The organism is Hyphomicrobium sp. 99, from assembly GCF_000384335.2.
Classification (GTDB): Bacteria; Pseudomonadota; Alphaproteobacteria; order Rhizobiales; family Hyphomicrobiaceae; genus Hyphomicrobium_B.
In genome coordinates, this window is sequence record NZ_KQ031382.1 from 2,860,069 (window position 1) to 2,872,200 (window position 12,132).

The 12,132-nt window shown below is 58.1% G+C and carries 13 protein-coding genes; 6 read left to right on the forward strand and 7 right to left on the reverse strand.

Annotated elements, in window-relative coordinates; genetic code table 11:
* Nucleotides 1-25 precede the first annotated feature (25 nt).
* From G359_RS21140 to G359_RS13800, 4 genes are all read left to right on the forward strand, one after another.
* Nucleotides 26-202, forward strand: a complete 177-nt coding sequence (locus tag G359_RS21140) for a hypothetical protein (RefSeq protein WP_371199070.1) — start codon at nucleotides 26-28, stop codon at nucleotides 200-202.
* Between the two features lie 36 nt (nucleotides 203-238).
* The gene (locus G359_RS13790) at nucleotides 239-2,737 is read left to right on the forward strand and encodes a cation-translocating P-type ATPase (protein ID WP_197077583.1); all 2,499 of its coding nucleotides are present in this window, start codon (nucleotides 239-241) and stop codon (nucleotides 2,735-2,737) included.
* A gap of 150 nt (nucleotides 2,738-2,887) precedes the next feature.
* Nucleotides 2,888-3,412: a hypothetical protein gene (locus G359_RS13795; RefSeq protein ID WP_156150779.1), complete on the forward strand. Its 525-nt coding sequence runs from the start codon at nucleotides 2,888-2,890 to the stop codon at nucleotides 3,410-3,412.
* Nucleotides 3,402-3,881 (forward strand): membrane protein, encoded by a 480-nt coding sequence (locus G359_RS13800; RefSeq protein WP_045836600.1) that lies wholly within the window; start codon nucleotides 3,402-3,404, stop codon nucleotides 3,879-3,881. Before G359_RS13795 ends, G359_RS13800 begins: the two co-directional genes overlap by 11 nt.
* A gap of 34 nt (nucleotides 3,882-3,915) precedes the next feature.
* Here G359_RS13800 and G359_RS13805 read toward each other — a convergent pair whose 3' ends face one another.
* From G359_RS13805 to G359_RS13820, 4 genes are all read right to left on the reverse strand, one after another.
* Complete coding sequence (locus G359_RS13805) at nucleotides 3,916-4,464, reverse strand: DUF488 domain-containing protein (protein WP_045836601.1); 549 nt, start codon at nucleotides 4,462-4,464, stop codon at nucleotides 3,916-3,918.
* Nucleotides 4,464-4,673, reverse strand: a complete 210-nt coding sequence (locus G359_RS13810) for a hypervirulence associated TUDOR domain-containing protein (RefSeq protein WP_045836602.1) — start codon at nucleotides 4,671-4,673, stop codon at nucleotides 4,464-4,466. The genes G359_RS13805 and G359_RS13810 overlap by 1 nt, the downstream gene beginning before the upstream one ends.
* Before the next feature lie 184 nt (nucleotides 4,674-4,857).
* On the reverse strand, nucleotides 4,858-5,208 hold the full coding sequence (locus tag G359_RS13815; RefSeq protein ID WP_045836603.1) for a hypothetical protein: 351 nt from the start codon (nucleotides 5,206-5,208) through the stop codon (nucleotides 4,858-4,860).
* Nucleotides 5,209-5,328: 120 nt separating this feature from the next.
* A complete protein-coding gene (locus G359_RS13820) occupies nucleotides 5,329-7,110 on the reverse strand; it encodes a molybdopterin-dependent oxidoreductase (RefSeq protein ID WP_245280037.1) in 1,782 nt (593 codons plus the stop codon).
* Between the two features lie 333 nt (nucleotides 7,111-7,443).
* Between G359_RS13820 and G359_RS20565 the strand changes: the two genes are divergently transcribed.
* Together G359_RS20565 and G359_RS13825 are read left to right on the forward strand one after the other, a co-directional pair.
* On the forward strand, nucleotides 7,444-7,707 hold the full coding sequence (locus G359_RS20565) for a hypothetical protein (protein WP_156150780.1): 264 nt from the start codon (nucleotides 7,444-7,446) through the stop codon (nucleotides 7,705-7,707).
* A 350-nt stretch (nucleotides 7,708-8,057) separates the two neighbouring features.
* A complete protein-coding gene (locus G359_RS13825; protein WP_045836604.1) occupies nucleotides 8,058-8,408 on the forward strand; it encodes a hypothetical protein in 351 nt (116 codons plus the stop codon).
* Between the two features lie 534 nt (nucleotides 8,409-8,942).
* On the opposite strand, the gene G359_RS13830 is transcribed toward G359_RS13825, so the two are convergent.
* Genes G359_RS13830 through G359_RS13840 form a run of 3 tightly spaced genes read right to left on the reverse strand, consistent with a single transcriptional unit; the run spans nucleotide 8,943 to nucleotide 12,074 of the window.
* A complete protein-coding gene (locus G359_RS13830) occupies nucleotides 8,943-9,893 on the reverse strand; it encodes a DUF1259 domain-containing protein (RefSeq protein ID WP_052699383.1) in 951 nt (316 codons plus the stop codon).
* Nucleotides 9,894-9,939: 46 nt separating this feature from the next.
* The gene (gene chrA / locus G359_RS13835) at nucleotides 9,940-11,253 is read right to left on the reverse strand and encodes a chromate efflux transporter (protein ID WP_045836605.1); all 1,314 of its coding nucleotides are present in this window, start codon (nucleotides 11,251-11,253) and stop codon (nucleotides 9,940-9,942) included.
* Nucleotides 11,253-12,074 (reverse strand): chromate resistance protein ChrB domain-containing protein, encoded by an 822-nt coding sequence (locus tag G359_RS13840; protein WP_045836606.1) that lies wholly within the window; start codon nucleotides 12,072-12,074, stop codon nucleotides 11,253-11,255. The genes chrA and G359_RS13840 overlap by 1 nt, the downstream gene beginning before the upstream one ends.
* Nucleotides 12,075-12,132 lie beyond the last annotated feature (58 nt).

The following is a 12,132-nucleotide window of genomic DNA, read 5'->3' on the forward strand; positions in this document are numbered from 1 at the left end:
GTCCGCCATGGTGCAGAATTATTTAATGGGTCAGCGACCGCCGATGTTCGATCTTATGGCCCGGAACGCCGATGCGACACGCATGCCTTACCTGATGCACGCTGAATATCTTCAACGATCGTCAGCAAAGGGAGACACGGCCCTCTGCGATGCACCCGGCACGTATGTGCTCGGCCCCGGCGACGGCGAAGACTCGAAATAGGTAGCGACTGCCTATAGCTGATATGATGGAGTCGATATGACAACCAACCGTCTCGGGCCGCAATTGCTTGGCTTATCGCATGAAGAGGCGGCGCACCGTCTGACGGAGTACGGGCCAAATGCATTGCCCGAAGGTGCTCGAGTGGGCCTATGGCAGCGGCTCATCCGGCAATTCAAGAGCGCCCTCATTTATATCTTGCTGTTCGCGCTTATCCTCGATCTGGCGCTATGGATGCACGAGGGAGCCAAGACAGCCCCCTACGAGGCCATCGCCATCGCCCTTATCCTGGTTCTCAACGCGGGATTTGGCGCCTATCAGGAAGGTAAGGCCGAGGAGGCGCTGGCCCGCCTCAAAACATTGGGTATGCCATTGGTATGGGCAATGCGTGAATGTTCTCTCGCCCAGGTTCCAATTGGCGAACTCGTTCCGGGGGATATTGTTCGCATCGAGGCCGGAGACCGGGTGCCGGCTGACGGCCTGTTGGCTAGGGGCCATGGGGTGATGGCGGACGAGTCGATCCTGACTGGCGAATCGCTGCCCATCGATAAGGATCTCCAATGCGAACTCTTCAGCGGTACGCTCATTGTGCGGAGCCAAGGATACATGGAGATCACGCGCACCGGCCCGCAAAGCACCATGGGACGGCTTGCCACCATGCTCGGCGGAATCGAAGCCGGTGAGACGCCGCTGGAGCGGCGGCTTCGCCAGTTCGGCAATCAAGTTGCGATCGCCATCCTCGCTGTCGGCCTCGCATTGACTGTTGGCGGATTGTTGGTCGAGGGACTTGGTCACCTTGGACGTGTTGTTTTGTTCTCAGTTGCCCTGGCCGTGGCGGCGGTACCAGAGGGATTGCCGGCTGTTCTCACGCTGACGTTGGCGAAGGGAGTCGAGCGGCTTGCAAAGCGCAAAGCTATCGTCAGGCGCCTCAGCGCTGTCGAGGCGCTCGGCTCCGTCACGGTAATTGCGACTGACAAGACTGGAACACTCACCGAGAACCGCATGCATGTGCGCGCCTTAGATGCACCCGATCCCGAACGCGCCCTGCATGCCATGGTGCTTGCGAATGACGCCGAGTTGGCGACAGGAGCCGGCGATCCTCTCGAGGTCGCGTTACTCCGTTATGCAGCTAGCCATGGCACAAATCCGGCTGCGGTGGCGGATGGCAGGCCGAGACTTTCCAGTCGGCCGTTCGACAGCGTTGCCAAGTTCATGCGCGTGACATTCAAGGAGGGTGGCGGCCTCGTCAGCTATCTTAAGGGGGCACCCGAGGTACTGATCGAGCGCAGTTCCCTGTCTGGCGCCGAGAAACAGGAGTGGGAAGCCAAGGCGCTGCAGCGGGGGAGCGAGGGCTATCGTGTGTTGGCCCTTGCGTGGCGACAGGATGAGCAAGAGGAGAATGTGACCTTCCTCGGCTTGGTGATGCTGTGGGATCCGCCGCGCCCAGAGGTTCCCGAGGCCTTGAGGCTGGCCGGCGCTGCCGGCATCCGCGTCATGATGATCACCGGGGACCATCCCGCCACTGCCAAAGCCGTCGGCGAGGCGATTGGCATCGCAACAGAGCGCGTCGTTACAGGTCGTGAGCTCGAGACACTCTCGCAACAGCAAGTGCGCGGCGTCGTTCGTAACGTCAACGTCTTCGCGCGCGTCACGCCTGAGCACAAGCTCCGACTCGTCGAGGCGCTCAAGGAGAATGGCGAGATCGTCGCCGTCACCGGGGATGGTGTCAATGATGCTCCGGCGCTGAAACGCGCTGACGTCGGTATTGCGATGGGTCTGCGCGGCAGCGACGTCACTCGCGAGGTTGCCGATGTCGTGCTGCAAGATGACAACTTCGCCACGATCGTCGCGGCCATCGAGGAAGGCCGGAGCATCTACGAGAATATTCAGAAGTTCATTCGCTTCTTTTTCTCCACCGACTTGGCCCTCATCGTGCTCATGACGGCAGGTCTCGCAATGGCATTCCTGCTCGGCCTCAAAGATCCGGATGGCGGAACATTCCTGTTGCCACTGACGGCTGTGCAGCTGCTTTGGATCAATGTCGTAGCCGACGGACCACCAGCGCTTGCCTTGGCGTTCGATCGTAATCCCGGCGTCATGAGCAGGCAGCCCCGGCCGCCGAGCTCGAAACTTCTCGATCAAGTTTCTCGGCGATTTATTGCTATTAGCGGCACCTCAAAGGCGGCTGGGGGCATTGTGCTTTTTGGCGCCATTCCACAGCTCGGCTTCTCGCTCGATGAGGCGCGGACGGCCTTGTTCCTCTACGAGTCCGTGCTCCAGCTGGTGTTCGCTTATCCCAGCCGGCGGATCTCCTTAATCCCAATGCCCAATATCGGGCTGCATATGGCGATAGGCTTAGGTGTCGCGCTCCAAATTCTGACTGTCCTTCTTCCCCCGCTGATGACGCTGCTGGGTTTGGTTCCGATCAGTGCAGACGTTCTTGGCGCCGTCTTCGTCGCGGCTCTGTTGACATGGGCAGTCTCCGAATTTCTTGGTCATGAGGCGCCAAGGTCTCCGGATCTGCAGGGAGGAGCTTAATGTCCCTTTTCAAGGGATCAACGGACATCAATTTCGGCTTTGCCCAGGTTAGCTGGTGACCCTAAGCGGAAGAAGTCGCTTCATCCGCTTATAGGAGAATTTCGGACATGGTCAGCTGACGACTGAGCTAATGGTTTCGTTATGCGGCCGATGTCCGCTTTCTCGGCAAAGCTGCCATCAGCGACTGCCGTCTTTGCCGAGATAGCGGACATCCAACGCTCGATCGCGAATACCAGTCATGTCGGTTCGTGGCGCGTCAGCTGCTCATCGGTAAGCGGACGTTGCTGGTTTGCAGCTATGGGCCAGAAGCGGACATCCGTTCGCCCTTCGCGTGATAGAAAGGGCGTCATCTACTGCCCGCAGATCGCAAAGCTCGTTGGCAGACATTTTGCAGCGAACGGCGTCAACAACCTTCGGAGAACACCTGACGAAGCCTTCCCACGTTATCTGACAGGAGACGTCGCGCTCGGAGCAGTGTCACTCGGAAATACAGCACGCGCGTCCGCGACGAATACGGCGCGCAGCTTGTCCCAAAAATTTCCACCCAGCACGAACAGGCTTGCGATCATCATAAACGTGCACCAGGAATTCAATATGACGGATACTCGCTTTATCGGGCGTGTCTACGTTGCGACAGTGCGGGTTATGACGGAGGAGAATGCCCATGAGCATTGATATTGCCGTCGCACGAGCCCTGCATGTGCTGGCCGTCGTCATCTGGATCGGCGGAGTGTCGATGGCGACGACGGTCATGTTACCGGCCATCCGGCGAGGCGATCTCGGCGGCGATCCGCTCCACGCGTTTGAGTTAATCGAGCGCCGCTTCGTTTGGCAGGCGCGGTTCGCCGTTCTCGTTGTCGGTCTTAGCGGCCTCTATATGATATGGCGTCTCGATCTTTGGGATCGATTTCATTCCCTCACGTTCTGGTGGATGCACGCAATGGTCTGCGTGTGGCTTCTGTTCGCTTTTTTACTGTTCGTTGCCGAGCCCTTCATTCTCCAGCGCCACTTTCGTCGATGGGCGGCGGCTCAACCGGAAGCCGCCTTAGCTTGTTTGCATCGAGTGCACGGGGTCCTACTGGTCCTCAGTGTCGCGACAATTCTGGGTTCGGTGGCAGGAAGTCATGGATGGTCGCCATCGTAACGATCATAACATGATAAGCGGATTTAACTGCTATTCACGCCTCCGATCGATTCGAAGCGGGGTAGATGACCGTCCTATCGGGCTGAACGACAGCTCCCGGAGTAAGGCGAGCAGGCTCCAGGCGCCTCCGTCCCATAATGTGGAAAACGGCTTCTCCACTGGCGATAAGATAGTCGGCGACAATGCGGCGATGGCATCGCCACCATACCGCTTCCGAACACATGATCGTGCAGCGTCGGTTGCTTCCCTCTTCGAGCAAATGCGCAAGGCCCGCATGGAACCCTGCTGAGAGCGCGTAGTCGGCGTAGTTATGAAAGCTCTCATTCGTCCAAAAACCATTGACGCTAGGGGACAAGCTTTTAGCTTTTCCGCGAAGGCCGCCGAGCGCCGTCACATGTTCGTACGAGATGTCGAAGGCCGCCAGGGCTTCGGGTAACGTATCCTTGTTGAACTGCGGATTGGATCTCGATCTCGGAACCTTTCTGATGTCCACGATCCGACCGACATGAGGTCCGCGCAACAGCTCAACGAAGTCCTCAAGGCTTCGGTTGGAATGGCCGATGGTGAAGAACGGAAGCTTCATCACGCGTAGTCGAGTGCACCGCCCTTATGGGCCGCGATATGATCGGTCGTGTCGCTTTTGATCTCGTATTGGGGATCGCGTTCCGAAGCGTGATGCACATGACCTTTGTAGTCGAAGTCCGTGGTGTGAATAGCGATAATCGTCCCCGACACGCGGCCCGCCTCGGAATTCCAGCGTACATGATCGCCGATTTTGAACCTTTTAGCCATCTCGCGGTCCCATCGTTGTGTCTCTCGTGTCTCACACAGCCTCATCTAATTCGGGCCATGGGCGGACCGCAGAGATTGCACCAGATATCGAAGTTGGCGACCGTCTAGAGACGGCGATAGAGGCAGTGGCGAGTCGCTCCGCCGGTTTTGGTTTTGACCACCAAGGACGATTTCAATTCGCAAATTAGTTGCGAAAGTGCGCCGAACGTTCAACAAGATCTACCATATGGGCTGCAGCGCGCACAGTAAGCGGATGGTGTGTAAAGCCTGGGCGCGGAGAGATGAAACCCGCCATTTCGCGCGCCAGATTGAGTTGTTCGTCCGATGCTGTGGCGAGCAAAGAGATCAGTAAGTTTTCCAATGCAATGACCCGCACATGCAATGCCACCAACTCTGCATTGGTCATTTCTGGAATGGAGATCTGTTCTCCGGTAAGTATCGAAGCTTTTGGCGCAGCTCCCCCTTCGTTGTCCCACCTTGATAGAGCGCGCTGACGCTGGGTAAAGTCGTCTGGATCGGAGCTTTGGCGCGACATGGCTAGTCCTTTTAAAAAACACTCATGATCATTCAGACATCACAGCCAGACCCGAGAATCGACGAATTTTGGCTACAATATCGGTCTTCGTGACGATACCGGTGCCAATCAATATTTGTTTCATATCGGCATTCGGTAGCCATAAAATTCATGATCCTCGTTATAGCCTCCCTGGCCAGCGCCCAAGTCAGCGAAGTCGTGAACAAACTCAATCGCTGCAATCCACTTCACCATCTTGAAGCCCAATTCGTTCTCGCAACGTAACCGCAATGGCGCTCCGTGCAGAACGCTGACCGGCGCGCCGTTCATCTCGTAGGCGAGGATTGTCAACTCGTGAGACATGTTCTCGATTTTGTGCACATCGTAGTAGCGGCCGCCATCGGCGCCGTCGGCCAAAGAGTAGAATACCGCATAGCGGGCCTTGGGCATCGGCTTTACCAGACTTAGAATATCGCGCATTGGTACGCCGCCCCATTTGGCCACGCCGGACCAGCCCTGGATACAGAAATGGGTTGTGATTTGCTCCTGCTTCGGCATGGCTTTGAGCGCGGCAAGCGAGAATTCTTGCGGCCGCTCGACCAGGCCGTCGATGCGCAGCCGGTAGCTGGCAAATTTGTCCGCCACGAGGTCGTCGAACGCTTCGGAGTTCGGCATCGTGCCATTTGGCCAGAAGTAGGGTGAGATGTCTTTCTCGGTGAGCTGCGAGCGAGGATCCCACCTCTCGGCCAATCCCATCATCCGGCCGACCATGAAGGCTCCGACATGCTGCACTTGGCGGGCGTAGCGGATGGTAAGCGGCGAGGCGATCAGCCATGCCACGATGAGGATAGCCATCGCCAAAAGAAACGGCGGAAATCCCACCCATGAGGCGTTGTCGACACCGGCGAACATATGATTGGTGTTTTGCCGAAGGCCGGTGACGAAGACCATGGCGCCATGCGCCAGGATAAAGCCCACAAACCAGGCGAACGAGATGAAGTGGACCGACCTCATCGCCTGTCGATTGAACAACCTGCCGAACCAACTCAGCTTGTTGGAAATCGCCGGGCTCTGCATCAAGCCGGTAGCGATCGAGACTGGCGCGGCGATAAACACAGTGATGAAGTAGCTGAGTTGCTGCAAGCCGTTATAGCGCGTCCAACCCTCGTCGACCGGAAAGTTCAACGAGGCATATTGGATAGCGGTCGAGAGCGCAGCCGGGAATACGTCCCACGTGAGGGGCACCAACCTTCGCCACTGATCAGTAGAAAACAATAGCGCATAGAAGACGACGCCGTTGATCACCCAGAGCAGATTGACGGAGAAATGCCACCACCGTGACAGCCCAAGGGTATGGCGAAGCCCAGGGATGCCGAGCCAAGTCGGCAAAGTGACCGAGTCGTCCTTAGCGGTCCAAATCCGCCCCTTCGGTACCGGGACCTGGAAACGGAACCAATCGGTCCCTGGTGTGCAGTCTCTTCCCCAGTAGAGCCTCGGGTGGTCAGCCAAAATTTGCAGGCCAGCCCGCATGATGAACAGCATGAAGAACATGTTGAGAAAATGCTGGACCTCTAACCACCAAGGAAAGCCCGATCCGACCGCCGGCGCCGACTGCGCAATACCGGGGTGACGCTGGATGAAAGCGCCTACGCTCGGAAGTTCGCGTAAGCTTTGCGCCAAAGCAATCAGACAGAGGAGGGCTGCTGCGCTGATAGGCAGAGCCCATAAGGTGTTCACCCAGTGCCGGCCAATGCGGATGCGGGGCGCAATACCCCATTGAGGAGGCATCCAATGATCAACGAGCAGCCGATCGTCCGCATCACTGAGGCTCATGCGAAGTGGATCAGGAAAACCAGGCGCTGAATTGGCGGATATTGGCGGATTGTCTTCGGTCATCGATTGTCTCTGGGTGTCCACGCCCACTGTCAGGCTTCGTGAGCGCGGCCACTTTCGCCGCACAGATCATTCGAAGCGACGGGCACAGGTCAAACAGGAGTAATCGACGCGGCCTCGCCGCTTTCACGCCGATACTCATGCGATCATCGAACCAGATGTAACGCATCCAGGCCGCACCTAGTTGGTACTTCCTTCTGTGGTTGCATTCAGCGTGTATGCGCTATTGTGGTCAGTTAGAAATGCCACGCTTCGGTGGACGTAACTGATATCAGCTCAAATGTCAGATCCACGAACGCAGTTTCAGCGCCGCTAGTTCAGTTGCCCGGAGGGTTGTAATGGTTGCTAGGAGTCCGATCAGATGTGCCACCCGAAGTTTTGCCGGCATCAGTACCAGCTGCTCCGGTGGCGGTTGCGTCCGGGGTACGGTGCGGTGTCGCATCGCCCGGCGTGCGGTCGGAAGTCTTTGCGTTGGGGTCGCTCGCGCCGCTGTTACCTGTACTCGATCCTGTACTTGCCCCCGAAGTTGAACTGTCCGTAGCTGAAGTCGGCGGCGCGGCGAAGGCCAGCGTCAACCCACCTGCGGTCAGGGCCAATGTCGCGGCGCTTACCGTTAGGGCTTTGTAAAATTTGTGCATGTTGTCCTCGAATCGGAATCCGGGAAATCGGACTCCAATAGTTCAACGGCTCGCGGCGCGCCTTCGTTCCGCGCGAGGGCAGTTGAATGGAGCGATCGCCTCCATAAGCCGCTAAATGCGACTGCGATCAATGCGATTCAATTAGATAAGAGCTACGCGAATTAACCCGGACTTGCTCTCCTGCGGGCCGGTTTCAGCTAAGGAAAAGCGGAGTTGTACGGTTATGCCCCCTCCTTGGAAGCGGTGAGGAGTTCCTAGAAGCGGCTACAGGATCAGTTCTCGGAACTCCGAGAGATGGACGACGTTCGTCATTTGCGAACATCCCTCCGGAGGCTAACAATGAACGCCCAGGTAAAACGACTTTTCGCACTTCTGACGGGGTTGTTGATGTCTGCGATGCTGGCGTCTGTCAGTATTGCGGCCAGTGACTTCCAAGGCACGTGGAAAGTAAAAGACACGAGCGGCAAGCCCTTCGAGATCACGCTTGCAGTCGACGGCAAGGCCAAGGCTACACTGCCCAAAGAAGGTATGACCGGCACGTGGAAAGAGGAGAGTGATGCTGCCGTAATAACTTGGGACACAGGCTGGACTACGAGGATCTCAAGGAGTGGCAGTAAATTCACCAAATCCGCCTTTAAAAAGGGCGAGAGGAAGCCGGTGAACAGCACTGACGCAGAAAAAATCCAGTGACTCGACCGGCATAATAGGGTGAATTCCTCGACCTCGCGCTTTCAAGCTGCCAAATGCGAATAATGCAGACGACTGAGCAGTTTTGAAGAAAGCTCTGTTGTTTCGAAGGCCTGCCTCGCTTGGCGTGATGAGTTGACCGCACATCGCGGCTGGTGCTGATCACGATCCGTAAGGCAAGGCCGGTTTAGGACCGCTAACTCTATGGCCGGCGCTGTCAGCGCTTATGAACGACTACGCAACCGCTGCCCTGAAGCGGGCGGAGAAGATTATATCTTTCTTCCAAGCTACCCGAACCGGGAGCGCGGCAGTCCAATCGACTGCTAGATAGTCATGTCGGCTGTACTTCAAAAGCCGTCCCGGGCGTCGCCAAGCGCGCTTCCGCTAGCCCTCGAAAGCAGGCATCGTTGGTGACGCAGATGCTGACCTCGCCGAACGTCAGGCTAATGTCCGCTTGTGGGATTGAGTGTCGCGAACAGGGTAAACCGGCGCCACTGCGGTAGGGGTTATCCGAGAGCGGTCGTCGCCTCTCCGACGCTACGGGCCAACTGCAGAAGTGTGAATGCTCATTATTTTGTAGGTTGCTGTGTATTCAGCACCGCCTTCAACGATTGCGCCAACTGCCGCAGCCTTGCCCTTAGCCCAATAGTGCAAGAACAGGATGCGCGGCTCTTCGCTGACCATGTGTTGATGGATGGCGACGATGTTGATGCCTCCTTTGCGCATGGCCTTTAGCACGGTCTGAAGCTCGTTTTCGGTCATCGCAAAGTCGCCGTCGACGACGGCCGCATCATCGCTTCCGGCAAACGCGGCCCAAGTGTTGATTCCCATCTCCTTGCCAACGGGCGTTCCGTGCATCGTCGCGGGTCGGCCGATGACAATCTTGAACATGCCGTCCTTGGCCTGGCCCGTGATGGCCAAAGCGGCCTCGATCGGTGCAGCGGTAATCGAGTTGCTGGCAGATATCGTGGCTCCATCGAATGCCTTCTGCGGCTGCGGGTGGGCGCGACGGATTTCCGCGATCTTGTCGTAAATTTTTTTGACGCCGGTTGCGAGCGTGCCGGCATTGCCCATGCCTCCAATGTGCATGAAATAGATCTTCGGCTCGTCGTAAAAGAAGTGGTTATGGAGCGCGGTGACATCGAGGCCATTTTCGAGCGCAACGCTCATCGCGGGGTTGACCTCGTCTTCAAAGAGGACGGTGTCTCCCATCATCATTGTCGTCCCGTCGTGGGCCGGAGTGAATGCCGCCCAAGATGTGAGCCCCATGAACGCGGGCATCTTCCAATCATCTACGCTAATCGCGACGTCCGTTCGCGCTTTCGACACCTTGAATACATTTTCCTCCTTGTTGAAGGTGCCTTTGAGGCCACTGGCAGCTTCGATGGCGGCCGTGTCGAGCGCGGGCTCATCGTCTCCAATCGCTAAGGGCGCATAAATGTTGATCATCAGTGTGAGGACCGTGATGCACGGGATCGATTTTCGCATGGTAAGGCCTCCTATTGAATTTTTTCCGACCCCCTTTCCTGGTGAGTTACCAGAGTTCTAATGCTCGAATTGCCAGCGATCCCGCTGATGCAACGGCCAGCGTCGAGGCGATGGACCAATGACGGAACAGCAGCAGGTAGGCAGAGACGCTTGCCAGCGTGACAACCCGCCAATCGATGGATGACAAAGTTGGCGTCCATAACTGCACCGGCCCGAGGTGGTGCAGGCTGACGTCGTGGAAGAAGACGTGGAGTGCAAACCAGATGGCGAGGTTGAGGATGACACCGACCACCGCCGCTGTTATGGCGGCAAGCGCGCCCTTGAGGCGCGGCTGATGAGTCATCCAGGCGATGTAGGGCGCCCCGGCGAAGATCCATAGGAAGCAGGGCGCAAAAGTCGCCCATAGCGCCACGAAGGCGCCGAGCAAACCCTGAAGCAATGCGGGATCGCCCCCGTGACGGAATGCGGTGAGGAAGCCGACGAATTCCGTTACAAGAATTAAAGGGCCGGGAGTCGTCTCGGCGAGACCGAGACCATCCATCATCGCGCCAGCATCGAGCCAACCGTAGCGCGTCACCACGTCCTGCGCCATGTAGGCGAGCACCGCGTAAGCGCCGCCGAATGTCACCACGGCAAGCTTGGAAAAGAAAACGCTGAGCTGAGACAGCACATGATCGCGGCCGAAGAACGCCGCGATTGCCAATAGCGGCGCAAACCACACCACCACCCATGCTGCTACGGTCTTGACGGTCTCCACCGCCCGGACGGAGATGGGATGCAACTGTGCCCGCCCTTGTGCGCGAATGTAGCCGAGGAGAGCGGCGGCAAACACGATCAACGGAAACGGCGCCGCCAGGAAGAAGATCGAGACAAAGGACACCACTGCGATCAGCCAGTGTTCCGGGAGCTTTAGCGCGCGCCTGGAGATCCTCAGCAATGCCTCGACGACGATGACCAGCACCGCTGCCTTGATGCCGAGGAACAGCGCATCGACGAGAGGCACGTTCCCAAAGTAGGCGTAGATCATTGACAACGCCAGAACCACGGCAGCGCCCGGAAGAACGAACAGCAGTCCCCCTGCGAGGCCACCTTTGAGGCCATGGAAACGCCAGCCCACATAGGTCGCGAGCTGCATGGCCTCGGGTCCCGGCAACAGCATGCAAAAACTCAGTGCATTGAGGTAATGCTGCTCGTCGAGCCACTTCTTCTCTTCGACGATGATCTTGTGCATGAGGGCGATTTGCGCTGTGGGGCCCCCGAACGACAGCACGCCAATGCGTGCGAACGTCGAGAAGGCTTCTCTGAAGCTCACATCTTGGGAGGATGCTGCTTCGGGAAATTCAGAGACCACCTTGTCCATCAGGCCCTGGCTCCTGTGCCCTCAGACCAGGTGTGGGTTTCCTCGGTCGCGTCGCGCGCCCAGCGGTAGAAGGCATCATACAGCGCCATCGCAGCCGCGAGTTGCTCGAGGTCGTCGCGGTACATGCGCGAAAACCCGAGCGACGCAGCCAGAAGGCCAGCAGCCTCAGGCGCGAGATCCGGCCTTGTGGTGTCGGCGCCGCGCACGATGGCGGCGACGCGGTCCAGCGCCGGAATGGCGAGCGCAAACTCTTCCAGCATCGTGTCGAAGGAACAACGCTCGCCACGGTGACTCCAATAGACGTCAGGAATATCGAATGGCGTGGCAGAGAACCGCTCGGCAGTGTGCAGCACTTCATTGGGTGCTACGAACAGGAACACGGCCTCGGGATCGACGAAGCGCCGAATGAGCCAGGGGCAGGCGATGCGATCAACCTTGGGGCGGGCACGCGTCACCCACACGGCGCGTCCCTGGCTATCACGGGGCGGCAGGTTTTTGGTGGCGAGAAGCGGCTGCCCGGCCTTCTGCCACGCAGCAAAGCCTCCTTCGAGCGTTTCGGCGGGCACACCGGCATGGCGCAGCCATGCAGCGATGCCCTGACTCAAAGCGCCGCCGTTTTCGCAAATGACGACGGCCGGTTTCTGGCCGAAGGCGGAGAGCAAATCCTCGGGCTTTGCCTCAGGCCGCGGAATCGAACCCGGAATGAGATGCGGGTCGCGCTTATGGGCATCGTCCGGCCGCACGTCGATGAGCAGCGGACTGCCGGGCAGACCAATGAGGCGGGAGAGTTGGGAAACTGTGATTTCTGTGGGTGACGGCATGGCGCGTCCTTTCCCTCAATATGAAGGTTGATCGGACGCGAACTTTGGGCTGTCGCCT